Origin of the sequence: uncultured Tateyamaria sp., from assembly GCF_947504105.1 — a bacterium.
In the GTDB taxonomy this organism is placed as follows: Bacteria; Pseudomonadota; Alphaproteobacteria; order Rhodobacterales; family Rhodobacteraceae; genus Tateyamaria.
Genome location: NZ_CANNGP010000008.1, coordinates 38,580 through 62,783, shown reverse-complemented (window position 1 = coordinate 62,783; position 24,204 = coordinate 38,580). Strand labels below are relative to the sequence as shown.

The 24,204-nt window shown below is 58.7% G+C and carries 36 protein-coding genes; 29 read left to right on the top strand and 7 right to left on the bottom strand.

What is annotated here, in order from left to right; translation table 11 throughout:
* Positions 1 to 53 precede the first annotated feature (53 nt).
* The 5 genes from tuf to Q1A75_RS07570 all read left to right on the top strand — a co-directional run bounded on the left by tuf (position 54) and on the right by Q1A75_RS07570 (position 3,347).
* Positions 54 to 1,229: an elongation factor Tu gene (gene tuf / locus Q1A75_RS07590; RefSeq protein WP_299591955.1), complete on the top strand. Its 1,176-nt coding sequence runs from the start codon at positions 54 to 56 to the stop codon at positions 1,227 to 1,229.
* 154 nt (positions 1,230 to 1,383) lie between these two features.
* The gene (rpsJ, locus tag Q1A75_RS07585) at positions 1,384 to 1,698 is read left to right on the top strand and encodes a 30S ribosomal protein S10 (protein ID WP_108838874.1); all 315 of its coding nucleotides are present in this window, start codon (positions 1,384 to 1,386) and stop codon (positions 1,696 to 1,698) included.
* 13 nt (positions 1,699 to 1,711) lie between these two features.
* Entirely contained in the window at positions 1,712 to 2,440 is a 729-nt protein-coding gene (gene rplC, locus Q1A75_RS07580) for a 50S ribosomal protein L3 (RefSeq protein ID WP_299548493.1), read from the top strand.
* Positions 2,437 to 3,054, top strand: a complete 618-nt coding sequence (gene rplD / locus Q1A75_RS07575; RefSeq protein WP_299548496.1) for a 50S ribosomal protein L4 — start codon at positions 2,437 to 2,439, stop codon at positions 3,052 to 3,054. The genes rplC and rplD overlap by 4 nt, the downstream gene beginning before the upstream one ends.
* Positions 3,051 to 3,347: a 50S ribosomal protein L23 gene (locus tag Q1A75_RS07570; RefSeq protein WP_223421331.1), complete on the top strand. Its 297-nt coding sequence runs from the start codon at positions 3,051 to 3,053 to the stop codon at positions 3,345 to 3,347. The genes rplD and Q1A75_RS07570 overlap by 4 nt, the downstream gene beginning before the upstream one ends.
* Before the next feature lie 286 nt (positions 3,348 to 3,633).
* On the opposite strand, the gene Q1A75_RS07565 is transcribed toward Q1A75_RS07570, so the two are convergent.
* A complete protein-coding gene (locus tag Q1A75_RS07565) occupies positions 3,634 to 3,975 on the bottom strand; it encodes a phasin family protein (RefSeq protein ID WP_299548533.1) in 342 nt (113 codons plus the stop codon).
* A gap of 652 nt (positions 3,976 to 4,627) precedes the next feature.
* Between Q1A75_RS07565 and Q1A75_RS07560 the strand changes: the two genes are divergently transcribed.
* From Q1A75_RS07560 to Q1A75_RS07525, 8 genes are all read left to right on the top strand, one after another.
* Positions 4,628 to 5,650 (top strand): hypothetical protein, encoded by a 1,023-nt coding sequence (locus Q1A75_RS07560; protein WP_299548536.1) that lies wholly within the window; start codon positions 4,628 to 4,630, stop codon positions 5,648 to 5,650.
* Between the two features lie 276 nt (positions 5,651 to 5,926).
* Positions 5,927 to 6,769: a 50S ribosomal protein L2 gene (rplB, locus tag Q1A75_RS07555; protein ID WP_299210805.1), complete on the top strand. Its 843-nt coding sequence runs from the start codon at positions 5,927 to 5,929 to the stop codon at positions 6,767 to 6,769.
* Positions 6,770 to 6,772: 3 nt separating this feature from the next.
* Positions 6,773 to 7,051 (top strand): 30S ribosomal protein S19, encoded by a 279-nt coding sequence (rpsS, locus tag Q1A75_RS07550; RefSeq protein ID WP_108838857.1) that lies wholly within the window; start codon positions 6,773 to 6,775, stop codon positions 7,049 to 7,051.
* Positions 7,048 to 7,428, top strand: coding sequence for a 50S ribosomal protein L22 (gene rplV, locus Q1A75_RS07545; protein WP_299210808.1), 381 nt, complete (start codon positions 7,048 to 7,050; stop codon positions 7,426 to 7,428). The genes rpsS and rplV overlap by 4 nt, the downstream gene beginning before the upstream one ends.
* A complete protein-coding gene (gene rpsC / locus Q1A75_RS07540) occupies positions 7,428 to 8,135 on the top strand; it encodes a 30S ribosomal protein S3 (RefSeq protein WP_299210811.1) in 708 nt (235 codons plus the stop codon). The genes rplV and rpsC overlap by 1 nt, the downstream gene beginning before the upstream one ends.
* Before the next feature lie 12 nt (positions 8,136 to 8,147).
* Positions 8,148 to 8,561 (top strand): 50S ribosomal protein L16, encoded by a 414-nt coding sequence (gene rplP, locus Q1A75_RS07535; protein WP_299210814.1) that lies wholly within the window; start codon positions 8,148 to 8,150, stop codon positions 8,559 to 8,561.
* A gap of 146 nt (positions 8,562 to 8,707) precedes the next feature.
* Positions 8,708 to 9,274, top strand: a complete 567-nt coding sequence (locus Q1A75_RS07530) for a hypothetical protein (protein WP_299548541.1) — start codon at positions 8,708 to 8,710, stop codon at positions 9,272 to 9,274.
* A 1,110-nt stretch (positions 9,275 to 10,384) separates the two neighbouring features.
* A complete protein-coding gene (locus tag Q1A75_RS07525; protein ID WP_299210822.1) occupies positions 10,385 to 10,573 on the top strand; it encodes a hypothetical protein in 189 nt (62 codons plus the stop codon).
* Positions 10,574 to 10,770: 197 nt separating this feature from the next.
* Here the strand turns inward: Q1A75_RS07525 and Q1A75_RS07520 are convergent, their stop codons facing one another.
* From Q1A75_RS07520 to Q1A75_RS07510, 3 genes are all read right to left on the bottom strand, one after another.
* Positions 10,771 to 11,628 (bottom strand): delta-class carbonic anhydrase, encoded by an 858-nt coding sequence (locus tag Q1A75_RS07520; RefSeq protein WP_299548544.1) that lies wholly within the window; start codon positions 11,626 to 11,628, stop codon positions 10,771 to 10,773.
* A 102-nt stretch (positions 11,629 to 11,730) separates the two neighbouring features.
* Complete coding sequence (locus tag Q1A75_RS07515; RefSeq protein ID WP_299548547.1) at positions 11,731 to 12,351, bottom strand: TIGR02466 family protein; 621 nt, start codon at positions 12,349 to 12,351, stop codon at positions 11,731 to 11,733.
* 40 nt (positions 12,352 to 12,391) lie between these two features.
* Positions 12,392 to 12,805, bottom strand: a complete 414-nt coding sequence (locus Q1A75_RS07510) for a DUF6636 domain-containing protein (protein WP_299548550.1) — start codon at positions 12,803 to 12,805, stop codon at positions 12,392 to 12,394.
* A 200-nt stretch (positions 12,806 to 13,005) separates the two neighbouring features.
* Here Q1A75_RS07510 and rpmC point away from each other — a divergent pair, with 200 nt between their 5' ends.
* The 11 genes from rpmC to rpmD all read left to right on the top strand — a co-directional run bounded on the left by rpmC (position 13,006) and on the right by rpmD (position 17,288).
* A complete protein-coding gene (gene rpmC, locus Q1A75_RS07505; protein WP_076630311.1) occupies positions 13,006 to 13,206 on the top strand; it encodes a 50S ribosomal protein L29 in 201 nt (66 codons plus the stop codon).
* 12 nt (positions 13,207 to 13,218) lie between these two features.
* Positions 13,219 to 13,449, top strand: coding sequence for a 30S ribosomal protein S17 (gene rpsQ / locus Q1A75_RS07500; RefSeq protein WP_189371453.1), 231 nt, complete (start codon positions 13,219 to 13,221; stop codon positions 13,447 to 13,449).
* A gap of 81 nt (positions 13,450 to 13,530) precedes the next feature.
* Entirely contained in the window at positions 13,531 to 13,899 is a 369-nt protein-coding gene (rplN, locus tag Q1A75_RS07495; protein WP_299210834.1) for a 50S ribosomal protein L14, read from the top strand.
* The gene (gene rplX / locus Q1A75_RS07490) at positions 13,899 to 14,204 is read left to right on the top strand and encodes a 50S ribosomal protein L24 (protein ID WP_299548553.1); all 306 of its coding nucleotides are present in this window, start codon (positions 13,899 to 13,901) and stop codon (positions 14,202 to 14,204) included. The genes rplN and rplX overlap by 1 nt, the downstream gene beginning before the upstream one ends.
* Positions 14,204 to 14,767 carry a 50S ribosomal protein L5 gene (gene rplE, locus Q1A75_RS07485; RefSeq protein ID WP_299548556.1) on the top strand — a complete coding sequence of 188 codons (564 nt, stop codon included), beginning with the start codon at positions 14,204 to 14,206 and terminating at the stop codon, positions 14,765 to 14,767. The genes rplX and rplE overlap by 1 nt, the downstream gene beginning before the upstream one ends.
* A 17-nt stretch (positions 14,768 to 14,784) precedes the next feature.
* Entirely contained in the window at positions 14,785 to 15,090 is a 306-nt protein-coding gene (rpsN, locus tag Q1A75_RS07480; RefSeq protein ID WP_299210843.1) for a 30S ribosomal protein S14, read from the top strand.
* A 14-nt stretch (positions 15,091 to 15,104) separates the two neighbouring features.
* On the top strand, positions 15,105 to 15,497 hold the full coding sequence (gene rpsH / locus Q1A75_RS07475; RefSeq protein WP_299210846.1) for a 30S ribosomal protein S8: 393 nt from the start codon (positions 15,105 to 15,107) through the stop codon (positions 15,495 to 15,497).
* Between the two features lie 12 nt (positions 15,498 to 15,509).
* Positions 15,510 to 16,043: a 50S ribosomal protein L6 gene (gene rplF, locus Q1A75_RS07470; protein WP_299548561.1), complete on the top strand. Its 534-nt coding sequence runs from the start codon at positions 15,510 to 15,512 to the stop codon at positions 16,041 to 16,043.
* 11 nt (positions 16,044 to 16,054) lie between these two features.
* A complete protein-coding gene (rplR, locus tag Q1A75_RS07465; protein ID WP_299210852.1) occupies positions 16,055 to 16,414 on the top strand; it encodes a 50S ribosomal protein L18 in 360 nt (119 codons plus the stop codon).
* Between the two features lie 104 nt (positions 16,415 to 16,518).
* Entirely contained in the window at positions 16,519 to 17,094 is a 576-nt protein-coding gene (gene rpsE / locus Q1A75_RS07460; protein WP_299210855.1) for a 30S ribosomal protein S5, read from the top strand.
* Positions 17,095 to 17,099: 5 nt separating this feature from the next.
* Positions 17,100 to 17,288 (top strand): 50S ribosomal protein L30, encoded by a 189-nt coding sequence (rpmD, locus tag Q1A75_RS07455; protein ID WP_290557777.1) that lies wholly within the window; start codon positions 17,100 to 17,102, stop codon positions 17,286 to 17,288.
* A gap of 33 nt (positions 17,289 to 17,321) precedes the next feature.
* Here rpmD and Q1A75_RS07450 read toward each other — a convergent pair whose 3' ends face one another.
* Together Q1A75_RS07450 and Q1A75_RS07445 are read right to left on the bottom strand one after the other, a co-directional pair.
* Positions 17,322 to 17,984 (bottom strand): hypothetical protein, encoded by a 663-nt coding sequence (locus tag Q1A75_RS07450; protein ID WP_299548566.1) that lies wholly within the window; start codon positions 17,982 to 17,984, stop codon positions 17,322 to 17,324.
* A gap of 253 nt (positions 17,985 to 18,237) precedes the next feature.
* The gene (locus Q1A75_RS07445; RefSeq protein WP_299548569.1) at positions 18,238 to 19,005 is read right to left on the bottom strand and encodes a VWA domain-containing protein; all 768 of its coding nucleotides are present in this window, start codon (positions 19,003 to 19,005) and stop codon (positions 18,238 to 18,240) included.
* 84 nt (positions 19,006 to 19,089) lie between these two features.
* Between Q1A75_RS07445 and Q1A75_RS07440 the strand changes: the two genes are divergently transcribed.
* The gene (locus Q1A75_RS07440; RefSeq protein WP_299639407.1) at positions 19,090 to 19,734 is read left to right on the top strand and encodes a 2-hydroxychromene-2-carboxylate isomerase; all 645 of its coding nucleotides are present in this window, start codon (positions 19,090 to 19,092) and stop codon (positions 19,732 to 19,734) included.
* Here the strand turns inward: Q1A75_RS07440 and Q1A75_RS07435 are convergent.
* Complete coding sequence (locus Q1A75_RS07435) at positions 19,691 to 20,386, bottom strand: hypothetical protein (RefSeq protein ID WP_299548575.1); 696 nt, start codon at positions 20,384 to 20,386, stop codon at positions 19,691 to 19,693. The genes Q1A75_RS07440 and Q1A75_RS07435 overlap by 44 nt on opposite strands.
* 325 nt (positions 20,387 to 20,711) lie before the next feature.
* Between Q1A75_RS07435 and rplO the strand changes: the two genes are divergently transcribed.
* From rplO to Q1A75_RS07415, 4 genes are all read left to right on the top strand, one after another.
* Positions 20,712 to 21,182, top strand: coding sequence for a 50S ribosomal protein L15 (gene rplO / locus Q1A75_RS07430; RefSeq protein ID WP_299210870.1), 471 nt, complete (start codon positions 20,712 to 20,714; stop codon positions 21,180 to 21,182).
* Between the two features lie 116 nt (positions 21,183 to 21,298).
* Positions 21,299 to 22,663, top strand: a complete 1,365-nt coding sequence (secY, locus tag Q1A75_RS07425) for a preprotein translocase subunit SecY (RefSeq protein WP_299210873.1) — start codon at positions 21,299 to 21,301, stop codon at positions 22,661 to 22,663.
* A gap of 24 nt (positions 22,664 to 22,687) precedes the next feature.
* Complete coding sequence (locus tag Q1A75_RS07420; protein ID WP_299548579.1) at positions 22,688 to 23,332, top strand: adenylate kinase; 645 nt, start codon at positions 22,688 to 22,690, stop codon at positions 23,330 to 23,332.
* Positions 23,333 to 23,418: 86 nt separating this feature from the next.
* Positions 23,419 to 24,069 carry a TylF/MycF/NovP-related O-methyltransferase gene (locus Q1A75_RS07415; protein ID WP_366142184.1) on the top strand — a complete coding sequence of 217 codons (651 nt, stop codon included), beginning with the start codon at positions 23,419 to 23,421 and terminating at the stop codon, positions 24,067 to 24,069.
* Positions 24,070 to 24,204 lie beyond the last annotated feature (135 nt).

Here is a 24,204-nt window from a genome sequence, read left to right as displayed (position 1 = left end):
CACTGTAGGGCGGGGTTCACCCCGCCACCCTTGAGACAAAGAGGAGCCTTAAGATGGCAAAGGAAAAGTTTGAACGTACGAAGCCGCACGTTAACATTGGCACGATTGGTCACGTTGACCACGGCAAGACGACGCTGACGGCGGCGATCACGAAGTATTTCGGTGATTTCCAGGCGTATGACCAGATTGACGGGGCGCCCGAAGAGAAAGCGCGCGGGATCACGATCTCGACCGCGCACGTGGAATACGAGACCGACGCGCGCCACTACGCCCACGTCGACTGCCCCGGCCACGCCGACTACGTCAAGAACATGATCACCGGTGCCGCTCAGATGGACGGCGCGATCCTGGTTGTGAACGCGGCTGACGGCCCGATGCCCCAGACGCGCGAGCACATCTTGCTGGGCCGCCAGGTTGGCATCCCGAAGATCGTCGTGTTCATGAACAAGGTGGACCAGGTCGACGACGAAGAGCTGCTGGAACTGGTGGAAATGGAAGTCCGCGAACTGCTGGACACCTATGAATACCCCGGCGACGACACGCCCATCATCGCGGGTTCCGCGCTGGCGGCGATGGAAGGCCGTGACAACGCGATCGGCGAGGACAAGATCCGCGAACTGATGGCGGCTGTGGACGAATACATCCCGACGCCCGAGCGTGCGATTGACCAGCCCTTCCTGATGCCAGTCGAGGACGTGTTCTCGATCTCCGGCCGTGGTACGGTTGTGACCGGTCGTGTCGAGCGTGGCGTGATCAACGTGGGCGACGAGATCGAGATCGTCGGCATCAAGGACACCCAGAAAACGACCTGCACGGGCGTGGAAATGTTCCGCAAGCTCTTGGATCGTGGTGAAGCGGGCGACAACATCGGCGCGCTGCTGCGTGGTATCGACCGTGAAGCGGTTGAGCGCGGCCAGGTGCTGTGCAAGCCCGGTTCGGTGAACCCGCACACGAAGTTCGAGGCCGAAGCCTACATCCTGACCAAGGACGAGGGTGGCCGTCACACGCCGTTCTTTGCGAACTACCGTCCGCAATTCTACTTCCGGACGACGGATGTGACGGGCACGGTTCAGCTGGCCGAGGGCACCGAGATGGTGATGCCGGGCGACAACGTGTCGTTTGGGGTTGAGCTGATCGCGCCGATCGCGATGGAGCAGGGCCTGCGGTTCGCGATCCGCGAAGGCGGCCGCACCGTCGGCGCCGGCGTCGTGTCCAAGATCACTGACTAAAATCAGCGGCAGGGCTAACCCTGCCGGTCACCCCGTTCAATGTGGGATCAAACCCACCTTGCGGGAAATGAAAAACAAGACGCGACGAGGGGTGTCGGTGGTCGATGCTCCTCCTCTCCGTTGGAAGCCCGAGTAAGGGAACACGAAAATGGCCATTCAAAGCCAAAACATTCGCATTCGGCTGAAGGCGTTTGACTATCGTGTGCTGGACGCGTCCACACAGGAAATCGTCAACACCGCCAAACGCACCGGTGCGTCCGTGCGCGGCCCTATTCCGCTGCCGAACAAGATCGAAAAGTTCACTGTTCTGCGCGGTCCGCACGTTGACAAGAAATCCCGTGACCAGTTCGAGATCCGCACGCACAAGCGTCTGCTCGACATTGTTGATCCGACCCCCCAGACCGTGGACGCGCTGATGAAGCTCGATCTCGCAGCTGGTGTGGATGTCGAGATCAAGCTGCAATCGTAAGGAGGGTATGAATATGCGCTCTGGAATTCTCGCAAAGAAAGTCGGCATGACCCGGCTGTTCATGGAAGACGGCAAGCAGATCCCTGTGACCGTCCTTCAACTGGACGGTCTGCAGGTGGTAGGCAACCGGACCTCTGACAAGGATGGCTACACGGCCGTGACCCTTGGTGCCGGCAGCCCCAAAGTAAAGCGCGTCTCGAAGGCGATGCGTGGTCACTTTTCAGCCCAGAAAGTCGAACCAAAGCGGAAGCTCGTTGAGTTTCGCGTGACCGAAGACAACCTTATTGGTGTGGGCGAGGAAATCTCGGCAGAGCACTTCCTGGAAGGTCAGAAGGTCGACGTGTCCGGCACATCCATCGGCAAAGGCTTTGCCGGTGCCATGAAACGCCACAACTTCGGTGGTCTGCGCGCCTCGCACGGTGTGTCGATCAGCCACCGTTCGCACGGTTCGACTGGCCAATGTCAGGACCCCGGCAAGGTGTTCAAAGGCAAGAAGATGGCTGGCCATATGGGTGCGGCCCGCGTGACCACTCAGAACCTGGAAGTCGTGAAGACGGATGCAGATCGCGGCCTGATCATGATCAAGGGCGCTGTGCCTGGCTCCAAAGGTGGCTGGGTGACCGTCAAGGACGCCGTGAAGAAGAAGCTGCCCGATGGCGTGCCGTTCCCGGCCGCTCTGAAATCGGCAGCTGTAACCGAAGCACCGGCGGAAGAAGCACCCGCGGAAGGTGGTGAAGCATGAAACTTGACGTGATCAAACTGGACGGCGGCAAAGCCGGGTCTGTCGAGCTGAGTGAGGACCTGTTCGGTCTCGAGCCACGCGCCGACATCCTGCACCGCATGGTCCGCTGGCAGCGCAACAACGCACAGGCCGGCACCCACAAGGTCAAGACACGCTCGGAAACCAGCTACTCGACCAAGAAGATCTATCGCCAAAAGGGCACCGGCGGCGCGCGCCACGGTGACCGCAATGCGCCGATCTTCCGCAAGGGTGGTATCTACAAAGGTCCGACGCCACGTTCGCACGGCCACGACCTGCCCAAGAAGTTCCGCAAGCTTGGTCTCAAGCACGCGCTGTCGGCCAAGGCCAAAGCAGGCGAGCTGGTGATCATCGAAGATGCGGCTTCGGCTGGCAAAACCGCCGCTCTGGCCAAGCAGGTCAAGGACCTGGGCTGGAAGCGTGCGCTGGTGATTGACGGGGCTTCGGTCAACGAAGACTTCCTGAAAGCATCGCGCAACATCGAAGGTCTGGATATCCTGCCGACGATGGGTGCAAACGTATATGACATCCTCAAGCGTGACACCCTGGTGATCACGAAGGCGGGTGTCGAAGCACTGGAGGCTCGTTTGAAATGAGTGCCAAGGCAGAACATTACGACGTGATCCGCAAGCCGATCATCACGGAAAAGGCAACCATGACGTCCGAGAACGGCGCGGTGGTCTTCGAAGTGGCGATTGACAGCAACAAGCCGATGATCAAGGAGGCCGTTGAGGCGCTCTTTGGTGTGAAGGTGAAGGCCGTGAATACGACCATCACCAAGGGCAAGGTCAAGCGTTTCCGCGGCCAGTTGGGCAAGCGGAAAGACGTGAAAAAGGCCTACGTGACGCTGGAAGAAGGCAACACGATCGACGTATCGACCGGTCTTTGATCGGGGTGGCGGGAAACCCCCGCCCTACGGAAAAAATGGGAACCCCGGCTGCGTGAGCGGTCGGGGTTTTTTCGTGTCCCATGCCGGGACGGGACGTGGGTGACACGAAATCAATGGGTTACAGCGGCGGATTAGGGGAGTGTTAAGAGTTTGGGGCTGGACGCAGGGGGCTGCGGACACCTCAGTGATTGACGTCCGATGGAGCATTGGCCCGGGCGAGGCGGGGTGAACCCCGCCCTATGGCGCAGGGGAACGTGCGGGCCTTGGGGCAGGCGGGGGCCTGATCTCAGAGCGGGATGTCGTCATATTTGCGGGAGGTGGGGGAGGCGATGCCTTCGGTCACCTGTGCGGTGGCCCTGGTCATCATTTCGACCATTCGGGTGGCCTGATCCGCGTATTCCTGTGCCGCGTCCCGGCAATAGCTGGATTGCAGTGTCATCAGTTCGGTGGGGGACGTGCAGGCCATCATGGCACGCTGCGCGGAGAAGTCCTTTTGCACCCGGTCCATGGCAAAGCGGGTGCATTCGGTTGTGATCTCCATCCACGCTTGGGCTGTGGCAGGGTTGAAGGCCGTCAAGGCGGCGGCCATGGGGGCGGGGCTGATCTTGGGCGGTATTGATTTGGGCATAGGGTGTCCTTTGCTGCAAGGTATGGGCACAGTTTAGCGGGCTTTGGGGGTGGGTGAATTGATCTGGATCGTACCATTTAGAGGAGTTGCGCGGTCAATTGGGCATGCAGAAGGACGTGGAACAGGCTTATGTAATACTCGAAGAAGACGTGACCAAACGGCCTTTGATCCGGGCTTTTCAGAGACTTGAGCACCCCGCTCTGCCAAGCGAGCTTTGTTGGCACAAGACGGCCAATGAGCCTTCTCCGGAGGATACAGCGCGTCATGGACCAGTTTTGAGCGACCAAACAGATGCTGCACTAACCAGAAATTGCCGCTACTGACCAGGCCGCTATGACTACACCCACATCTGCATTGGTATGTTGTGGAGCTGGAAACGGGCGCGCTTCCTCAACAATCAACCACAGGCTTGCTACGCCAATCCTTTGTTACTACACCCGGCGCGCAACGCGACATGAGAGACCTGAGGCATACTTTGTACAAAAACCAATCAGTCTATTCGCAAATACAGGACTTTCGACAGTTTCGAAAAAACCGAAGGCGTAAGCTTGCCAAGTTTCAACGACAGCGAACGGCGGAACATAGCTGGCATGTGCGAGAGGACGTAAATGGACCGTCTACAGTTATTAGATATGGTCCCCACCGTCTTTGCATGGGCGCGTTGAACGGCGTCGCTGAACTGCCGCAAATCCGGGATCATACGGCGCTAGCTATGGCAGCGATTTCAATGTCGTTAAACGTACATCTAATCTACGATGGTGCGGTGTCACGATCTATGGCTGATCGAATTGACGGAATTGCAGACGCATATCGGCTTTGGACGGTATATGGTTTGGCGCCGCTTCGGCTGACTTTGAGCAACGTCGTGGAAGACACTGAGCCAATGACCAAAACCGCGGAGACTGGCTTGATTTGCTTGAGCGGCGGACTTGACTCGATGCATGCCGCGGTTGAGGCGACGGAGGCGGGTGAAGTCCACCATGCGTTGTTTGTAGCAGGTCTTGATTATGCCTCAGATACTGCGCCAGGCTTTGTGGAACGACGTTCACGCGTCGAGAAAATCGCCGAAAGCCTTGAACTTGACATGCTGCACGCACGATCAAACATCAAAGATGTCGGCCTCAATTGGAGCCAAATGCACGGTCTCAATCTCGGCGTTTGCCTCAATCTATTCGCAGACAATTTTGGGTTTGGCGTGTTTGCGCAAGACAATGCCTCTTTCCAGGATCTTCACCGACATCCTTGGGGTAACCACGGTGTACTTGATCAATTCATGTCAACGAAGCGATTGCCGATGATCACCTACGGTCGCGACACGGATCGGGTGGAGAAGCTGCGCAGAATTCTGGAAGCAGAAGAGCGTGTCATTGGCCACTTATCTGTATGCTATGAAGGAAGTAGTGCTGGTGGAAATTGCGGTTACTGCAAAAAATGCTGTCAGATGCGTGCAACCTTTTCAGCGGTCGGCGCGAGCGACGCTGGCATCTTCGACGAATACCCGGATCTCGCAGCGCGTTTTCGCGATATGACGATACCCGAAAGGGCCGCAGACCTGCGTGGCTTGATGTGCCGGACCAGTGAATTGGCCGCGGCTCTGCCAGAGGGTGAGCTTCGCGACGCCGTTGTAGAATATGAGACGAAATTGCAAACCGCGTTTATTGCGGCGTCCGACTAGGAACCATATGGCTTCCGAGTGTAGCATATCGGGTGCAACTCAGACGGAGAGGTCAGAAGTGCGCACGCCGGTGTTCCACACGCTCTTGACCCTCGCCACCACGTGGCCTAAACGACCCCATCTGCAAGGCCCCGGATTCGTCCGGGGCTTTGCTGTTGTTCGTTTGGCAGGCTGAAGCCCACCCTGCGGGCAGACTATCCGGGCACCTTCGGGGGCCTATAACCATAGGCGGTGGCTTTGAGCCGACCGTCGTTTAGCAAAACGGAAGACAGTAACATGGCACTCAAGTCGTATAAGCCGACGACGCCGGGCCAGCGTGGGCTGGTTCTGATCGACCGTTCGGAGCTGTGGAAGGGGCGCCCCGTCAAGGCGCTGACCGAAGGTCTCACCAAGAATGGTGGCCGCAACAACACCGGACGGATCACGATGCGCCGCAAAGGCGGGGGCGCAAAGCGTCTGTATCGGATCGTCGATTTTCGTCGGAACAAGATGGATGTGGCGGCCACGGTCGAACGCATCGAATATGACCCCAACCGGACCGCGTTCATCGCGCTGGTGAAATACGAAGACGGCGAGCAGGCATATGTTCTCGCTCCGCAGCGTCTGGCCGTCGGGGACAAGATCATCTCGAGCATGAAGGCAGACATCAAGCCCGGCAACACCATGCCGTTCTCGGGTATGCCCATCGGGACAATCGTACACAACATCGAACTGAAGCCCGGCAAGGGTGGTCAGATCGCGCGTGCCGCTGGTACCTATGCCCAGTTCGTGGGCCGCGATGGTGGTTATGCTCAGATCCGCCTGTCCTCGGGCGAGCTGCGTCTGGTCCGCCAGGAGTGCAAGGCCACCGTTGGTGCCGTGTCGAACCCCGACAACAGCAACCAGAACTACGGTAAAGCGGGCCGCATGCGTCACAAGGGCATTCGCCCGTCTGTGCGTGGTGTCGTTATGAACCCGATCGATCACCCCCATGGTGGTGGTGAAGGTCGGACCTCGGGTGGTCGTCACCCTGTGTCCCCATGGGGCAAGCCGACCAAGGGTGCCCGTACCCGCAACAAGAACAAAGCGTCGCAAAAGCTGATCATCCGCTCGCGTCACGCCAAGAAGAAGGGGCGTTAAGATATGTCTCGTTCAGTCTGGAAAGGCCCGTTTGTCGACAGCTATGTGCTGAAGAAAGCGGAAGCGGCACGCGAGAGCGGCCGCAACGAAGTCATCAAGATCTGGTCCCGTCGGTCCACCATCCTGCCCCAGTTCGTGGGTCTGACCTTTGGTGTGTACAACGGCCACAAGCATATTCCCGTGAACGTGTCCGAAGAAATGATCGGCCAGAAGTTCGGGGAATATTCGCCCACGCGGACCTATTACGGTCACGCGGCTGACAAGAAGGCGAAACGCAAATGAGCAAGGATAAGAATCCACGCCGCGTGGCGGACAACGAGGCGATGGCGAAGACGCGCATGCTGCGCACGTCTCCGCAAAAGCTGAACCTGGTTGCCCAGATGATCCGTGGCAAGAAAGTCGACAAGGCCCTGACGGACCTGACCTTCTCGAAAAAGCGGATCGCGCAGGACGTCAAGAAATGCCTGCAATCGGCCATCGCCAATGCTGAAAACAACCACAACCTGGACGTTGACGAACTGATCGTCGCGGAAGCCTGGGTTGGCAAGAACCTGACCATGAAGCGTGGGCGCCCCCGGGCGCGCGGCCGTTTCGGCAAGATTATGAAGCCGTTCGCTGAAATCACGATTAAAGTGCGTCAAGTCGAGGAGCAAGCCTGATGGGTAACAAAGTCAATCCGATTGGCATGCGCCTGCAGGTGAACCGCACCTGGGACAGCCGCTGGTATGCCGACACCAAGGATTACGGTGATCTTCTGCTGGAAGATCTGAAAATCCGTGAGTTCATCAAGACCGAGTGCAAGCAGGCCGGTGTGGCCCGCGTGATCATCGAGCGTCCACACAAGAAGTGCCGCGTGACGATCCACACAGCACGTCCTGGTGTCATCATCGGCAAGAAAGGTGCGGACATCGAAGGTCTGCGCAAGAAGCTGGCCAAGCTGACCGACAGCGAGCTGCACCTCAACATCGTTGAAGTGCGCAAGCCCGAACTGGATGCCGCTTTGGTCGGTGAGTCCATCGCGCAGCAGCTGGAACGTCGTGTGTCCTTCCGTCGTGCCATGAAGCGCGCCGTGCAGAACGCCATGCGTATGGGTGCCCTGGGCATCCGCGTGAACGTTGCCGGTCGTCTGGGTGGGGCAGAGATTGCCCGCACCGAGTGGTACCGTGAGGGCCGTGTGCCCCTTCACACCCTGCGTGCCGACATCGATTACGCACATGTCGAGGCCGAAACCGCCTATGGCATCATCGGGATCAAAACCTGGATCTTCAAAGGCGAGATCATGGAACACGACCCCGCTGCGCGTGACCGCAAGGCACAAGAACTCCAGGACGGTCCGGCCCCACGTGGTGCCGGTGGCCGTCGCTAAAGGAGAGTAGAGATGCTTCAACCAAAGCGTACGAAGTTCCGTAAGCAGTTCAAAGGCTCGATCAAGGGCAAGGCAAAGGGCGGGTCCGACCTGAACTTTGGCACCTACGGCCTGAAGGCGCTGCAGCCCGAGCGGGTCACCGCGCGTCAGATCGAAGCCGCACGTCGTGCGATGACGCGTCACATGAAACGTCAGGGCCGGGTCTGGATCCGGATCTTCCCCGACGTGCCAGTGACGGCCAAGCCGATCGAAGTGCGGATGGGTAAAGGTAAGGGCTCGGTCGACCGTTGGGCGGCCAAGGTCAAACCCGGCCGCGTGATGTTCGAGATCGACGGTGTGAATGATGATGTGGCGCGTGAAGCGCTGCGTCTGGCGGCGATGAAGCTGCCGATCAAGACACGCGTTATCGTTCGCGAAGACTGGTAAACCGATTGCGCCCCATCGGGGCGCAATCTGTGCGCGGTGATTGTGCCAATGGCACAATCGTAGCGGCACCCGGTAGAAATCTGAGAGCCCCCGGCGCGAAAGCGTTGGGGGTTTTCTTTTTGTGTTCAACGATGTTTTGTCTGGATATGGAACTTCGCCACTGGCATGAGTATTCGCAAAATCTGGAAGCCGGTTTTAAGGATCGTGCAAAGACCAGCATTGGCCTGTTCATCGATAGCTTTCAGTCATCGGACGAAATTGGCCGTTGGGTTCATGCGTATTTGACGCGGCTTCCGCTGGATTGCGACAGGATCCGACACGAGATTTTTGCTGAGCTCGTTTATCCGACACTTGTTCGTTGGCGCAGTGCTGGCAATCCCAGGGGAGCGTTTTGGCTGGGGCGACTGTACCAGAACCTGTTGCACGTGGGCGATCCGGAGACCCATAGAACGGACTTTCTGAAGGAGAGTTTCAGGCTTGCGCCAAAGGACGAAGACATTCGTCGATTTTTGCTGGAGTTCATGTTGGAGGATTTTGACCTGTTGGATCATGAATGGCCCTCAGGGTTGATAGCCACGATTGACAAAAAGAGTGAGCTTCTGGAGGACGTTTGTTTTGCGCGGCGAATTGATTTGGAGGGCGAGTACACCGCGCGTTGGGACGAGCTGGAGAAGCGGATAAGGTCCAACGAAAACTGGTTGTGGCTGGATTGACCTGAGCTTGGGTTGTTCGTTTGAAGCTGCCGATCAAGGCGCTCGTAATTGCTCCGGACGTTTTGTGACGTGGTGGCGGGATGAAGCCCGCTCTACGGTGAGAATTCACAGTCCAGCGTGAGAGCGTTAGGTTTTTTGTACAGTATTTCCCACTGCAACTCACCATGACATACCTGCGTAAGACACAGCACGAAAAAAACTGTGTGAAAACAATAAACGATCCGATTCTTTTTTCAGAATGGATTAGTCAATTGTTAAGTTCTGTTTGCTGAATACGCGCCTGTTGATACTTAGCGGAGCTAGGAGCTCAAACATCATTCTATAGCGAGGAATGTGTATGGAGTTCTGGACCACCCTTAGAGAAGCGGAACTAGACCTTTTCCTTATGTCCGGAAATGGCTTGGGCGCAGTGCTGTTGGCGCTGGTCGCATTGGTTGTGGTTTTGCGGAGTAGGCGAGGGGATAGTTTGGCTGCTTTGTTCAAATTCTTCCCCAAACCGAACAAGCGCGACGACTGATCTGCATACCCAGCCGGGCGCCCAGCCCGGCCAGCGCCCGTCCGACCTCCCGCCGGAGGGCGGGCGCTATGTCGACACCAGTGCTGAGCGGTGCTGATGCGCGTTATGGTGAGGCAACATGCAGTTCAGAGGCCCTCCAGGTCGGTCGGGCGCTGGCCTGTTTTGATCTTCTTCTGAATTGCCCATTGCGGAATCAAGGCCGCAGGCCGCCGCGCCATCCATTGCCCAGCAGGTGATTTGGCAACGCCAAATCTGCCGAGAAGGGACAGGCTACCCCCGGGCCTGTCGATTGGGTGATGTCAGCGCTTCGTTCGGATCGAAGATGTACTTGGCTGCCATAAAGCCTTGCAGAACAGAGGTCGAGTCGACAGACCGTGGCCTGTCGATGGCGCGGCTTGGCACAGTGTGGCGGATTATTCCCCCGGCTTCCGCGCATGCGCGACTGAAACTGCCATTTGCTCGGTTCTTAAATCCGCCTTCCCTTTGGCGTTCGTCGCATCGCTATGTGAACAGAAAATGTTTCCTGAGTCTGGCGGTAGCTATCCGCCGCGATGCCGTTAAGGTGTTCTCAACAGCATCGAGAGGCTCAGACCATGAAACACGTCCCCAAGCCGACCACCGACGAAGACCTGATCAAAGCGTTCCTTGACAAGGGCGGCGAGGTCAAAAAGGGCAAGACCAAGCCGATGCCGGACGGGCTGGGCCTGTCCAACAACCAGTGGGGCAACAAACTGACGAAAGAGGAAAAGGCGGCCAAGAAGGCAGCCGAGACGCCGAAATAGGGCGCTTGCGCAATTGAGCCTTGTCCACGGGCGTATTCGGGTTCGCCGTTCACTCCCGTCCAAGGTTCGCCGGTACGGATCGTTTTTCGCTTCAACGTGCGGCCGTGCTGCCACTATGGACCGCACGCGTATTGCAGGGCAGGTTGTTCCAAACGCGCTACAGAAAGTAAGGCGGACCTGTGGTCCGCCATCCCCCCTTAACTGTCGATGTCCGAGATCAGGTCCGGGTTGATCACCAGATTGCGCACGCCGTGCCCTTTGCGCTCATCGAAGATATTGTCCGCAAACCATGCCGCGATGCTGCCGATATGGACCTTTTGCACTTGGGGGCGGACGCTCCAAGACACCTGGATGGGTGAGCCTTTCTCGTTGTAGCTGGGGCCGGTGGTTGACCCGGCATAGGTGATGGGCGTGCCGGTATCGGAGGGGATGTTCAGCGCCTGATGGTAGCCGTCCACCATACCGACCTCGGTCAGGTCCACGAAATCGGCTGCGTTTTCGTCGTTCACCAGCACGAACACCTGCGTTTCCACGCGCAGTTGCGGGTTGATGATCGCCTCGCTCAGGCAGGAGGCGAGAGTGGGGCCGGGGTCTACCAGCGCCGTGGTGTGGACGTAGTGGACTTCGATCGTGTCGCCCGGTTCCAGCGCGCCGTTCTTGCCCACGGGTCCGACGGGGTAGTCGACGGGGGCAAGTTCAGCCTCGGTCAACTCGCCGTCATAAGCAAAGCCGGTGTTGTAGCCCTTGCCATCGCCGTTGCCGATATAGGTGGTGAATTCACCGCCCGAATGTTCGGCCCCTTCGTGGAAGTGGATGTTGCACAGGTTCATTTCGGTATAGGCGGGCGCGGTCTCGAATGTGCGGGCATTGTCGCCGGTCCGCGTATTGAGATCGCGTGGTGCCTGTGGGCCGTATCCCTTGCCCGCAGTCTCGGCTGCCAAGGCCGCGCGTTGGGCGGCGATCACGTCATCGCTGACGGGGCCGCCCTCTGCGAGAAGCAGCGAGGGTGAAACGAGCAGGGCGGTCGTTGACAGGGCAAAGCGCGATAGGGGCATAAAGGTCGTCCTCCGAAATCAAAGTACTGTTTTCAGAGAATATGTTCGACCTTGGGTTGTGGCCAGTCTGGTTCGCGGACTTGGGCTGACAGTTTCGTGATCCTATTCCCAGCCGTAGTTGAAACTGACCGATACGCGTTCGTCCTCGGCCATATTCATGGGCACCTCGTGCCGCAGCCAGCTTTCCCAGAGCAGCACATCGCCCACGGATGGTTTGGCGTAGTGGAACTGCTGCAAATCCTCGGGCGCGTCCTTGGTGCGGCCCGGTGAGGCCATCATCATTGGCAGGCGCGGGTCTTCGAGTTTCAGCGCGCTGGTGCCGTCGGGCATCGCCACGTAGGTCGTGCCGGAGATCACCGAGTGGGGGTGGATGTGGCCGGTGTGGATGCCGCCCTCGGGCAGGATGTTGATCCATATGCTGTCGAGCTTCAGCGCCTTGTCGCCCAGATCGAAGGCCAGTTCCTTGGCGAACGCCGCGACGTGTGCGTCGAGCGCCTTGACCAGGTCGGCGAAGATCGGGAAGCGCCAGGGCAGGTCGTCCAGCGAGGCATAGGAGGTGTAGCCGGGATAGCCTTCGGCCTCACACCAGTCGTGGCCTGCCTCGTCATCCTCGGCGATGGCGTAGCAGTGTTGTTCCAGCTCGTCCGGGTCGACCTTGGGGTCAAATTCGGAGAGGGGCGCGTGATAGAGGCGGGTGGCGAAGAGGGATGTGATTGTGCTCATGCCCGGCTTCTACCGCGGCCAAGGCATGAACGCGAGAGGCTCAAAAGACCTGTTGCGACCTACGTGACAGGAAAAACCCGTGCCCGTCCTCGTTGCGGCAAGTCAGGCCCGTCCGTTCGGAGGTGCAGGTGATGCCGCCGAACGTTCCCGTTACACCGTAGTCGGCCTGTGACTGTGCGTCTCTGTTTCGATCCAGAGGGCGACAATCCATCGATACCGGTCCGCGATTGCCCATCAGGAAGATGTGTCCCCACCCTGACGCGGTGCAGCCGGACGGGCGTGGGTACGCCAAGGGGCCGCCGCGCTCGATGATGGTGCAATAGATGTCGGAAAAGTTCACTTCCTGCCCGACCGAACACTGAATATTCTCGGACGGTGTTTCAAAAGACCAGACATCGGCATGGGCTGGTAAGGTGCTCAAAATCAAAAGTACAAATGCAATACGACTGGACAAGGCCCCCTCCTTGACGTGATGTGTGTCAACGCAAACACCATGACGAGAATGGATCAGCGGTCAATACTGCGGAAAATCCTTCGTCAGGCGCTTGCCAGCGTTGATCAATGGTCCTATACGGCCCCTCTATTCACCCACTCCACGGGAATCGGTGTCACGTCTTTGGCGGCACCCTCGTGATGTTGAAAAGGAAAATGGCGATGAACGCCCAGGAACTTCGGGATAAAACCCCGGACCAGTTGCGTGATGAGCTGGCAAATCTGAAGAAAGAAGCCTTTAACCTGCGTTTCCAGCAGGCCACAGGTCAGCTTGAGAACCCGGCGCGTCTGCGCTCGGTCCGTCGTGACGCTGCGCGCGTCAAGACGATCCTCAACGAACAAGCCGCCAAAGCGGCCGAATAAGGAGAGCACGAAATGCCTAAGCGTATCCTGTCTGGCGTCGTGACCTCCGACGCAAACGCACAAACAGTCACCGTGTCCGTCGAGCGCCGCTTTACGCACCCGGTTCTGAAAAAGACCATTCGTAAGTCCAAGAAGTACCGGGCGCACGATGAAAAGAATGCCTTCAAGGTCGGTGACACAGTTCGCATCATTGAATGCGCGCCGAAATCGAAGACAAAACGTTGGGAGGTGCTGGAGGCCTAAGCCCCCAGCGCTTTCGCGCATTAATCGAAACCCTGGGGATCAGGCGAACGCATCAGCCCCCCAAAGGTCGGGAGACACCAAATGATCCAGATGCAGACAAACCTGGATGTTGCTGACAACAGCGGCGCGCGCCGCGTTCAGTGCATCAAGGTTCTGGGTGGTTCCAAGCGTAAATACGCATCCGTCGGCGACGTCATTGTCGTGTCGGTCAAGGAAGCCATCCCACGCGGTCGCGTGAAAAAAGGGGACGTCCGTAAGGCCGTCGTCGTACGCACCGCCAAAGAAGTGCGTCGTGAAGATGGCACCGCCATCCGCTTCGACCGCAACGCAGCTGTTATTCTGAATAACAACAACGAGCCCGTCGGCACCCGTATCTTTGGGCCCGTCGTTCGTGAGCTGCGCGGCAAGAACTTCATGAAAATCATCTCGCTGGCTCCGGAGGTGCTCTGATGGCTGCGAAACTGAAAAAAGGCGACAAGGTCGTCGTGCTTACGGGCAAAGACAAGGGCAAGGAAGGCACCATTTCTTCCGTGAACCCATCTGCCAACAAAGCAGTCGTTGATGGTGTGAACATCGCGATCCGCGCCACACGTCAAAGCCAGGAAAGCCAAGGCGGCCGCATCCCCAAAGCGATGCCCATCGACCTGAGCAACCTGGCCCTGCTGGACGCGAATGGCAAACCCACCCGCGTTGGTTTCAAAATGGACGGCGACAAGAAAGTGCGCTTTGCCAAGACAACAGGGGACGTGATCTGATGCTTGACACAGCAAACTACACCCCGCGCCTGAAGGCCCAGTTCAAGGACAGCATCCGCGCTGCCATGAAAGAGGAATTCGGCTACAAGAACGACATGCAGATCCCGCGTCTGGACAAGATCGTTCTGAACATCGGTTGCGGCGCTGAAGCTGTCCGTGACAGCAAGAAAGCCAAATCCGCGCAAGAAGATCTGACCGCTATCGCCGGTCAAAAGGCATTGACCACGAAAGCCAAGAAATCCATCGCGGGTTTTCGGGTGCGTGAGGACATGCCCTTGGGTGCCAAAGTCACCCTGCGCGGCGACCGCATGTATGAATTCCTGGACCGTCTGATCACCATCGCGCTGCCCCGCGTCCGCGACTTCCGCGGCGTGTCCGGTAGCTCCTTTGATGGTCGTGGCAACTATGCCATGGGCATGAAAGAGCACATCGTCTTCCCCGAGATCGACTTTGACAAAGTCGATGAGACCTGGGGGATGGACATCGTGATCACCACGACTGCCGAAACCGATGCCGAGGCAAAATCCTTGCTGAAGCATTTCAACATGCCCTTCAACTCGTAAGCGCAGAGGAAAAAGATATGGCTAAAAAATCCATGATCGCGCGCGAAGTGAAGCGCGAGAAGCTGGTGAAGAAGTATGCCGCCAAGCGTGCGGAGCTCAAAGCAATCATCAGCGACGAAACCAAACCGATGGAAGAGCGTTTCCGCGCCTCGCTGAAGCTGGCAAAACTGCCTCGCAACAGCTCGGCCACGCGTCTTCACAACCGCTGCCAGCTGACCGGTCGTCCGCATGCGTATTATCGCAAGCTGAAGATCAGCCGGATCGCGCTGCGGGACCTTGGCTCGCAAGGCCAGATCCCCGGCATGGTGAAATCGAGCTGGTAAGGGAGAGATAAGTTATGAACGATCCTATCGGCGATATGCTCACCCGTATCCGTAACAGCCAAATGCGTGGCAAATCCGTGGTTGAGACGCCTGCGTCCAAACTGCGTGTGCGCGTTCTGGAAGTGCTGGCGGACGAGGGTTACATCCGTGGCTTCGAAGAAACCACCGGTGCCAACGGCCACCCGGCCATCGAAATCAGCCTCAAGTACTATGAAGGCGAGCCTGTGATCCGCGAGCTTAAGCGCGTGTCCAAGCCCGGCCGTCGTGTGTACATGGGTGTGGGCGACATCCCGCAGGTCCGTCAGGGTCTGGGTGTGTCGATTGTCTCCACCTCCAAGGGCGTGATGTCGGATGCAAGCGCACGCAGCCAGAATGTTGGCGGCGAAGTGCTTTGCACGATCTTCTAAGGAGAACAGCAGATGTCTCGTATTGGTAAAAAACCGGTCGATCTGCCCTCGGGTGTCTCCGCATCCGTCTCCGGTCAGACGATCGAAGTGAAAGGCCCCAAGGGGACCCGGAGCTTCACCGCAACCGACGACGTGACCCTCAATGTTGAGGACAACGTCGTTACCATCGTGCCCCGCGGCAAGTCCAAGCGCGCGCGCCAGCAGTGGGGCATGTCCCGCACGCAGGTGCAGAACTGCGTGACCGGAGTGACCGAAGGGTTCAAGAAAGAGCTGGAAATCCAAGGTTTGGGTTACCGGGCGCAGATGCAGGGCAACACCCTGAAGCTGAACCTTGGTCTGTCCCACGATGTGGATTTCGTAGCACCCGAGGGTGTCACAGTGACCGCGCCCAAGCAGACCGAGATTGTTGTCGAAGGTATCGACCAGCAACAGGTCGGCGAAGTGGCCGCGAAAATCCGCGAGTGGCGCAAGCCCGAGCCCTACAAGGGCAAAGGCATCCGCTACAAGGGCGAGTTCATCTTCCGTAAGGAAGGCAAGAAGAAGTAAGGACCAGACAGATGGCAAACAGCAAACGGACCCTGTTCCTCAAGCGCCGCCTGCGCGTCCGGAACAAACTTCGCAAGGTCAACGCCGGGCGTCCGCGCCTGAGCGTGCACCGTTCCAACAAGAACATCAGCGTTCAGTTGATCGACGATGTGAACGGCGTGACCCTGGCCTCGGCTTCGACCCTGGAAAAGGATCTGGGCGTCGTGGGCAAGAACAACGTGGAAGCCGCCACCAAGGTGGGCACCGCGATTGCCGAGCGCGCGAAGAAAGCTGGCGTGGACGAAGCATATTTCGACCGCGGTGGTTTCCTCTTTCATGGCAAGGTGAAGGCTCTGGCCGACGCTGCGCGTGAAGGCGGTCTGAAGATCTAAGACCCTGAGAGGGGCGGCGACGCCCCTCCGATGATCCGGGGACCATTCCGGTCCACCAGGATTGAGTAGAACTGGCGCAAGCCACCAATTCAAAGGATGTTCTGATGGCAGAACGTGATAACCGCCGGGGCAACCGTCGCGACCGCGACGAGGCACCGGAATTTGCAGATCGCCTGGTTGCGATCAACCGTGTGTCGAAAACCGTGAAGGGTGGTAAGCGCTTTGGTTTCGCCGCACTCGTCGTTGTCGGCGACCAGAAGGGCCGCGTCGGCTTCGGCAAAGGTAAAGCGAAAGAGGTCCCCGAGGCCATTCGCAAAGCCACCGAGCAAGCCAAGCGTCAGATGATCCGCGTGCAACTGCGCGAAGGTCGGACGCTGCACCACGACATGGAAGGTCGCCACGGCGCCGGCAAGGTCGTCATGCGCACCGCCCCTGAGGGTACTGGTATCATCGCCGGTGGTCCGATGCGTGCCGTGTTTGAAATGCTGGGTGTGAAGGACGTTGTGTCCAAATCCATCGGCTCGCAGAACCCTTACAACATGATCCGCGCCACAATGGACGGCCTGCGCAAAGAGCAGTCGCCCCGTGGTGTTGCGCAGCGTCGTGGCAAGAAAGTCTCGGACATCCTGCCCAAGCGTGATGAAGCACCCGCTGCCGAAGCGGCAACCGAGGAGGCCTGAGATCCATGGCTAAGACAATCGTCGTCAAGCAGATCGGCTCCCCCATCCGTCGTCCCGCGAAACAACGCGCGACCCTGATCGGCCTGGGCTTGAACAAGATGCACAAAACCCGCGAGCTGGAAGACACACCTTCCGTGCGCGGCATGATCAACTCGATCCCTCACATGGTCGAGATCATTGAAGAGAAGGGCTAAACGCCCCGGACGGATCGCAAGATCCTACTGAACTTAGACGCCGCGCAGGACCTGCGCGGCGTTTTTCGTATGGCGTGGGACAAAGATTGGTGCACGCGCCTGATGGGCACGCCCCAGCAGGATGGCCAGGACAATGGCCCCGTTCAGTACCCAAAGGTACAGCGGATAGGCCAGCAGCACCCAGTCCAGACCACCCACGGCGACGATGGCGAGTGTGGCCGCAACAAAGGACGCCGACCACGTGGTCAGTGTTTCGGTCTCGGGGGTGCGAAAGGCCTTGGTCACCGTGATGGCCCCGCCCATCATCGAAATCGTGATCGTGATGGCCAGCGCGTAGACGGCTGTTTCGGTTAGCGCCCAGGCCAGCACGCCCACGGCGGCTGCGGCCAGCACGCCGGCATCTGAGCGGTTCAGGAAGCCGCCGGTTCCGTGCTTGAGCGATAGAAGGAAGATCAGGACCGTGCCGCCTACCTGTATGGCTGCGAACCACAGCGATGCGCTGGCCCCCTCGTAGATCTGGGACGCCAGCGCGATGCTGCCCAAAACAGACCAAATCATCCACGACGCGCGTTGCGGCCGTGTCCGACCCGACAGGGTGTCGAAGACATAGGGCAGATAGGCATAGGTGCTGAGCAATGCGGATGCGATCCCGATCAGCCATAGCAGGTTGGGATCCTGAAAGATGACGTCAAACAATACCGTAGGTGTCCTGAAATGCGCGCCCGGTTTGACCGGGCGCGGCTCCTTAAGAAAATAAATTGCGGATGCCGATAATGTGGTTCGGCTGAAGTGTTATGAAGGAAGTAGGCCCGACCCAAGCGGTTCGCGCCAGTCCGGTTTTCCATACCTTCGCGTCTGGGTGGAGTGGGCACGGGGAGGTAGGATTTACCAGAAGGACATCGCCCCTTTGGGTCCGTCGTCGGAGGGCAGGTCGACAGTCAGTGTTGGTTCAAGTTTGACGGCGTGGGGCGGCTGGTGTTTCGAAGGCGCTGAACGGGGGGATCGGTGCCTGAGGGACTGCCCCAATCAACGCACACCCGAGTGTTGCGCGCAGTGCGTCCGCCAACTCGTCTACCGTATCCGTTGAGACATAGAGTCCGCCCGTCCGATCGGCGAGGCATTTGGCAACCGTGTTGCCTGCGCCCACGTCCACCTGCTCGGGGTTGTCCCAGCTGAAGAAGTCCACGACCACCTGAAAGCCGATCACATGCACGGTCAGGTCTGCGGCCTCTTGGGCAAGTGCTGTGCCTAGCGCGCAAGGCCGACCGCCGCAGGTCTCGTTGCCGTCCGTGACCAGCACCACGATACCTGACCGGTTGCGGTGATCGAGCGCGTCTGCGGCGGCCCGGACGGACGCCGCCAGCGCTGTCAGCCCTTTGGGTTGCAGGGTGTCGATCTGATCCACAATGGCGGCTGCCGCATCGGCCCGTGGACCAAAGCGCAGGTCGATATTGGCGCAACTGTCGGCACTTGCACCGGGCCCGTAGGTCAGCAGACCAACCCGGCGAAACGGTGTGATGTCGGGCAGGGCATCCCGCAGCGCCGTGCGGGCATCCACGATCCGGGTCTTGCGTGAGACATCGAAGCTGAGTTCGTCCATCGACGCCGAGCCGTCAAACACCAGCATCGCGTCCCGTGCGCATCCCGTCGCGGACAGCATCGTGGGCAGGGTGGCCGCAAGTGCAGTGGCCACCATCAGGGGACGGAGGGCAATCATCGACGGCAGGATGGCACCACCCGCAAACCAAAAGCAATGTCGCAAGCGTTGTGGAACATGGATTTGACGCCTAGCCTGCGTCCTATGATGGACCTCACCTACTACTACTCCGCCCATTCCGCCTTTGCCTATCTTGGCTCCGCCAAGGTCATGCAGATCTGTACCACCCATGGCCTGACCCTTGTGCACCGCCCCATCGCGTTGTCCCCGGTGGTCGAGGCGCAGGGCAGTCTGCCCTTCCGGGCGCGCACGCAGGCGCATGTGGATTACTTCTTTGGCCGCGAGATCGAGCGGTGGGCCGAATTGCGCGATGTGCCGGTGGTGTCGTTCCGCCCGACTTATCATGACGCAGACTACACATTGGCCAGTGGCATGATCCTTGCCCTTGGTGACCGCGGGGACCAGGTGGACGCCATGGCCCATGCGATCCTTGAGGCCCATTGGCGCGACGATGCGGACCTGTCAGATGTGCCGACGCTGCGTGCGCTTGCCAAAGGTCTGGGGCATGACGCCGATGAATTGCTTGCCCGGGCACGATCCGAAGAGGTTGCGGCCCAATATGCAGCCAACAGCCAGGCGGCTCTTGTGGCCAGTGTTTTCGGATCGCCAACATATGTTCTGGAGGGCGAGGTCTTCTATGGACAGGACCGGCTTGAATTGTTGGAACGTGCGATTGCGCGGCCGTTTACTCCGACACGCTGGGTGAACCCGTCCGTTGAAACGACATGACGGACAGGGTCAGCTGCTGGTGAGGGGCATTGGGCAGGGTGGGGACACGCCGTGCCGCCCATACGTGACCTGCGCCCATGCACAGCATGATGCCACCTGACAGAACCATGACATAAAGCGGATACGCCAAGAGCAGCCAATCCGCCCCGCCAATCGCCACAACGGCGAGCGCCGCCGATACGAAGAAGGCGGCCCAGGTTGCCCATGTTTCAGACTTGGGATCAAGGAAGGCCTTTTGCATGGTCAGAAGCCCGCCCATCATCGACATGGTTATCGTGACGAACAGCGAATAGGCGGCACTCTCCATTTCCGCCCACAGCCAGATGCCCACGGCGGTGGCGGTCAGCACCTGGCTGTCGTCGGTCTTGAACCGCAGGCCGGTGGTTTTCCAGAAGGTTAGGCCGCAGATGATGACCGTGCCCGCCGTTTGCGCGATGGCAAAACCCAGTGATCCGTCAGCCCCTTCATAGGCTTGGCTTAGAAGGGACACGGCACTCAGCACGGCCCAGATCAGCCAGGATGCCCGCTCGGGCCGGGTCCGGTTTGTCAGTATGTCGCGGATGTAAGGCCAGAACGCATAAACGCTTAGGACCGCCGCGGCGATGCCCGCGCGGTGCACAACACCGGGATGCTGAAGAAAGTCTTGGAGCACTTTGTGCGTCTCCGATGGCCTGTTGACTGCGCGCCCCCATTGTGAGGGCTGTTTTTGTTATGTGATTGTCACCTCTATCGGCCAAATTCTGGTCTGTGAATCAAAATCTTGCGGTGCCGCCTGCAAAATGGGCCGTTGCGGCGAGGCATAGAGGCTTTAGGCCGCAGATGTACGGCCCATGGATGAGGTGGACGGGGCTTGATCCATCAGGGTGCTGGGTCTATACGCCCCCCGGTGGCGTCTTGCGCCACGAGAATCAAAACCAAGAAACGCCGTGGTTGTCCCGTTCACGCTTCGTGGGGCACATCCGGCAAGGAGAAGCGATATGAAACTGCATGAACTGCGCGACAATCCTGGCGCAACCAAGCCCCGCAAGCGCGTGGGCCGTGGTCCTGGCTCCGGCACCGGTAAGATGGGTGGCCGTGGCATCAAAGGTCAGAAATCTCGTTCGGGTGTGGCCATCAACGGCTACGAAGGCGGGCAAATGCCCCTCTACCAACGTCTGCCCAAGCGCGGCTTCAACAAGCCGAACCGCAAGGCATTTGCCGTTGTGAACCTGGGCCTGATCCAGAAATTCATCGACGCGGGCAAGATCGACGCCAAAAAAGCCATCGACGAAGATGCGCTGATTGCTTCGGGCCTTGTGCGCCGCAAGCTGGACGGTATCCGCGTTCTGGCCAAAGGTGAGATCACCTCGAAAGTTGAACTTGCTGTGACCGGCGCGTCCAAATCGGCCGTCGAAGCCGTTGAAAAAGCGGGTGGGTCGTTGACCACAGCCGCGGCGGCCGCCGAGTAAGCCAGTTTGACGCCTTGTGAGCCGCGAATATGCGGCTTACATAGTCTCTAGTTTTTCCTACGCCGCCCGCCGGAAAACGGTTTGGGCGGCGTTTCGCCATAAAGGAACATGCCCGCATGGTATCTGCCGTCGAGAATATGGCCGCCAACACGAGCTGGAGCGCTCTTGGTAAGGCCACCGACCTGCGCAACCGCATCCTGTTCACCCTCGGTCTGCTGATCGTCTACCGCCTTGGCACCTTTATCCCGGTGCCCGGCATTGATGGCGCCGCCCTGCGGGAGTTCATGGAAAGTGCAGGCCAAGGCATTGGCGGCATGGTCAGCATGTTCACCGGTGGTGCGCTGGGCCGGATGGGCATCTTTGCCCTTGGCATCATGCCTTACATCTCGGCCTCGATCATCGTGCAGCTTCTGACCTCGATGGTGCCCAAGCTTGAGCAACTCAAGAAAGAGGGCGAACAGGGGCGCAAGAAGATCAACCAATACACCCGCTACGGCACGGTGGCACTGGCGACCTTGCAGGCCTATGGCCTTGCTGTATCGCTGGAATCCGGCGATCTGGTGACCGATCCGGGCATGTTCTTCCGCATGTCGTGCCTGATCACGCTGGTGGGTGGCACCATGTTCCTGATGTGGCTGGGTGAGCAGATCACCGCACGCGGCATCGGCAACGGTATTTCACTGATCATCTTTGTCGGCATCATTGCCGAGGTGCCTGCGGCGCTGGCGCAGTTCTTTGCGAGCGGTCGCTCGGGTGCGTTGAGCCCTGCGATCATCGTGGGTGTGATATTGATGGTCGTGGTGACCATCACCTTCGTGGTGTTCATGGAGCGTGCACTCCGCAAGATCCACATCCAGTATCCGCGCCGTCAGGTGGGGATGAAGGTTTATGACGGTGGGTCCTCGCACCTGCCGGTCAAGGTGAACCCTGCGGGCGTGATCCCTGCGATCTTTGCCTCGTCGCTGCTGCTGCTACCCGTGACGATCTCGACCTTCTCTGGCAACTCGACCAGCCCGATCATGTCGTGGCTCTTGGCCAACTTTGGCCCCGGTCAGCCGCTGTACCTGCTGTTCTTTGCAGCGATGATCGTCTTCTTTGCCTATTTCTATACGTTCAACGTCAGCTTCAAACCCGATGACGTGGCCGACAACCTCAAGAACCAGAACGGCTTTGTCCCTGGTATTCGCCCCGGTAAGAAAACGGCCGAATACCTCGAATACGTGGTCAACCGTGTGCTGGTTCTGGGTTCGGCCTACCTGGCGCTGGTCTGTCTGCTGCCCGAAATTCTGCGCGGTGAGTTTGCCATTCCGTTCTACTTTGGCGGGACATCCGTGTTGATTGTGGTATCTGTGACCATGGACACGATCCAGCAAGTACAAAGCCATCTGTTGGCCCACCAGTACGAAGGCCTGATCGAGAAATCGCAACTGCGCGGTAAGGGCAACAAGACCCGCCGCAAAAGGAGCCCTGTCCGTCGCTAAGGCGGTCCAGGGAGGGGACAGCTGATGAACATTATTCTCTTGGGCCCGCCGGGCGCGGGCAAGGGAACGCAGGCGCGTTTTCTGGTTGAAGAACGGGGCATGGTGCAATTGTCGACAGGCGACATGCTGCGCGCCGCCAAGGACAGTGGGACCGAGATGGGCCAGATCGTGGCCGATGTCATGGCCCGCGGTGCGCTTGTCACGGACGAGATCGTGATTGGCCTGATCCGCGAACAGCTTGAGACAGTGAAGACCAATGGCTTCATCTTTGACGGCTTCCCCCGCACCTTGGCGCAGGCCGATGCCTTAGCCGATCTGCTGGCGGAGAAGGGCGAGACCCTGGACGCTGTGATCGAGATGGAAGTGGATGACGATGCGCTGGTTGCCCGCATCGTTGCACGCTCGACATGCGGCATGTGCGGTGAGGTCTATAACGACAATACCAAGCCGATCCCGTCGGACGGCAAGTGCACTAATTGTGGCGCTGAAAACCAGTTTAAGCGCCGGGCGGACGACAATGAGGAAAGCCTTAAAACCCGCCTGATGGAGTACTACAAGAAGACCTCTCCGCTGATCGGCTACTACTATGCCAAGGGCCAGCTGACGAAGGTTGATGGGCTGGGCGAGATTGACGATGTGAAAGCGGCGATAGCCGCGCACCTCAATTAAGTCTGGCTGTGCGTATTCTGCTAAAGGGCATTGAGCGCCGAGTGAGGAAAGCGCTTAGGCCGCGGTTGTCGCCACTCGCAAAACGCATGCAGAGTGAGGGCTTGACCTATTTGACAGATGAAAAGCTGCTGCGGATCGAGTCGGTACTTCACCGCCTTGGTCGCGCAGGTTTGCCCGGGCACTATCTTGAGTTTGGGGTTGCATTGGGTGGTTCGGCCGTGGTCATCGCAAAACACGCGCGAAACGTTGGCCAGTCGTTTGAAGGATTCGATGTCTTTGGCATGATCCCGGCACCTGCCTCTGTCAAAGACGATGAGAAATCGAAGTCTCGGTATCAGACCATCAAATCGGGCGGATCCGTTGGGCTGGGCGGTAAGACATACTATGGATATCAGGAGGACTTGTACCGCAGTGTTTGCGAAACCTTCCGTTCCAACAATCTTGATCTGACAGACGGTATGACAAAACTGACCAAAGGATTGTTTGAAGACACGCTGCCACAAACCAATATTGAAACGATCTGTTTCGCACATGTTGATTTTGATTGCGATTGGTATGATCCCGTTAAGCTTTGCTTGGACTACATCGCGCCGCGCATGTGTACAGGCGGAGTAATTGTCATAGACGACTACCACGCCTATGGCGGTTGCCGCACCGCTACGGACGAATTTCTGGCTGCAAACCCCGGCTTTGAATTGAAGAGAGGCGACAATCCCTTCCTCGAAAAAACTGCTTAGCGGTCTGTTTCCCCGTTGATGTCTCATTCGTTTAGATTTCACCCAGCGCTTCAGTGGTTTCGCTACACCACAGGGGTTGACGCCCTTTGAATCAACGCCTATTTCACGCCATCTCTAACGAGAATCAAAGACCGG

What these genes read in the sequence shown, in the direction of transcription:
- rplB (WP_299210805.1), top strand. Translation starts at nt 5,927, where the DNA reads ATGGCACTCAAGTCGTATAAGCCGACGACGCCGGGCCAGCGTGGGCTG.
- rplE (WP_299548556.1), top strand. Translation starts at nt 14,204, where the DNA reads ATGCTTGACACAGCAAACTACACCCCGCGCCTGAAGGCCCAGTTCAAG.
- rplV (WP_299210808.1), top strand. Translation starts at nt 7,048, where the DNA reads ATGAGCAAGGATAAGAATCCACGCCGCGTGGCGGACAACGAGGCGATG.
- Q1A75_RS07525 (WP_299210822.1), top strand. Translation starts at nt 10,385, where the DNA reads ATGAAACACGTCCCCAAGCCGACCACCGACGAAGACCTGATCAAAGCG.
- Q1A75_RS07440 (WP_299639407.1), top strand. Translation starts at nt 19,090, where the DNA reads ATGATGGACCTCACCTACTACTACTCCGCCCATTCCGCCTTTGCCTAT.
- Q1A75_RS07565 (WP_299548533.1), bottom strand. Translation starts at nt 3,975, where the DNA reads ATGCCCAAATCAATACCGCCCAAGATCAGCCCCGCCCCCATGGCCGCC.
- Q1A75_RS07560 (WP_299548536.1), top strand. Translation starts at nt 4,628, where the DNA reads ATGGGCGCGTTGAACGGCGTCGCTGAACTGCCGCAAATCCGGGATCAT.
- rplF (WP_299548561.1), top strand. Translation starts at nt 15,510, where the DNA reads ATGTCTCGTATTGGTAAAAAACCGGTCGATCTGCCCTCGGGTGTCTCC.
- tuf (WP_299591955.1), top strand. Translation starts at nt 54, where the DNA reads ATGGCAAAGGAAAAGTTTGAACGTACGAAGCCGCACGTTAACATTGGC.
- rpsQ (WP_189371453.1), top strand. Translation starts at nt 13,219, where the DNA reads ATGCCTAAGCGTATCCTGTCTGGCGTCGTGACCTCCGACGCAAACGCA.
- rplC (WP_299548493.1), top strand. Translation starts at nt 1,712, where the DNA reads ATGCGCTCTGGAATTCTCGCAAAGAAAGTCGGCATGACCCGGCTGTTC.
- rpsN (WP_299210843.1), top strand. Translation starts at nt 14,785, where the DNA reads ATGGCTAAAAAATCCATGATCGCGCGCGAAGTGAAGCGCGAGAAGCTG.
- Q1A75_RS07420 (WP_299548579.1), top strand. Translation starts at nt 22,688, where the DNA reads ATGAACATTATTCTCTTGGGCCCGCCGGGCGCGGGCAAGGGAACGCAG.
- Q1A75_RS07570 (WP_223421331.1), top strand. Translation starts at nt 3,051, where the DNA reads ATGAGTGCCAAGGCAGAACATTACGACGTGATCCGCAAGCCGATCATC.
- rplD (WP_299548496.1), top strand. Translation starts at nt 2,437, where the DNA reads ATGAAACTTGACGTGATCAAACTGGACGGCGGCAAAGCCGGGTCTGTC.
- rplX (WP_299548553.1), top strand. Translation starts at nt 13,899, where the DNA reads ATGGCTGCGAAACTGAAAAAAGGCGACAAGGTCGTCGTGCTTACGGGC.
- Q1A75_RS07520 (WP_299548544.1), bottom strand. Translation starts at nt 11,628, where the DNA reads ATGCCCCTATCGCGCTTTGCCCTGTCAACGACCGCCCTGCTCGTTTCA.
- secY (WP_299210873.1), top strand. Translation starts at nt 21,299, where the DNA reads ATGGTATCTGCCGTCGAGAATATGGCCGCCAACACGAGCTGGAGCGCT.
- Q1A75_RS07515 (WP_299548547.1), bottom strand. Translation starts at nt 12,351, where the DNA reads ATGAGCACAATCACATCCCTCTTCGCCACCCGCCTCTATCACGCGCCC.
- rplR (WP_299210852.1), top strand. Translation starts at nt 16,055, where the DNA reads ATGGCAAACAGCAAACGGACCCTGTTCCTCAAGCGCCGCCTGCGCGTC.
- Q1A75_RS07415 (WP_366142184.1), top strand. Translation starts at nt 23,419, where the DNA reads ATGCAGAGTGAGGGCTTGACCTATTTGACAGATGAAAAGCTGCTGCGG.
- rplN (WP_299210834.1), top strand. Translation starts at nt 13,531, where the DNA reads ATGATCCAGATGCAGACAAACCTGGATGTTGCTGACAACAGCGGCGCG.
- Q1A75_RS07530 (WP_299548541.1), top strand. Translation starts at nt 8,708, where the DNA reads ATGGAACTTCGCCACTGGCATGAGTATTCGCAAAATCTGGAAGCCGGT.
- rpmD (WP_290557777.1), top strand. Translation starts at nt 17,100, where the DNA reads ATGGCTAAGACAATCGTCGTCAAGCAGATCGGCTCCCCCATCCGTCGT.
- rpsC (WP_299210811.1), top strand. Translation starts at nt 7,428, where the DNA reads ATGGGTAACAAAGTCAATCCGATTGGCATGCGCCTGCAGGTGAACCGC.
- Q1A75_RS07445 (WP_299548569.1), bottom strand. Translation starts at nt 19,005, where the DNA reads ATGATTGCCCTCCGTCCCCTGATGGTGGCCACTGCACTTGCGGCCACC.
- rplO (WP_299210870.1), top strand. Translation starts at nt 20,712, where the DNA reads ATGAAACTGCATGAACTGCGCGACAATCCTGGCGCAACCAAGCCCCGC.
- rpmC (WP_076630311.1), top strand. Translation starts at nt 13,006, where the DNA reads ATGAACGCCCAGGAACTTCGGGATAAAACCCCGGACCAGTTGCGTGAT.
- rpsE (WP_299210855.1), top strand. Translation starts at nt 16,519, where the DNA reads ATGGCAGAACGTGATAACCGCCGGGGCAACCGTCGCGACCGCGACGAG.
- rplP (WP_299210814.1), top strand. Translation starts at nt 8,148, where the DNA reads ATGCTTCAACCAAAGCGTACGAAGTTCCGTAAGCAGTTCAAAGGCTCG.
- rpsH (WP_299210846.1), top strand. Translation starts at nt 15,105, where the DNA reads ATGAACGATCCTATCGGCGATATGCTCACCCGTATCCGTAACAGCCAA.
- rpsS (WP_108838857.1), top strand. Translation starts at nt 6,773, where the DNA reads ATGTCTCGTTCAGTCTGGAAAGGCCCGTTTGTCGACAGCTATGTGCTG.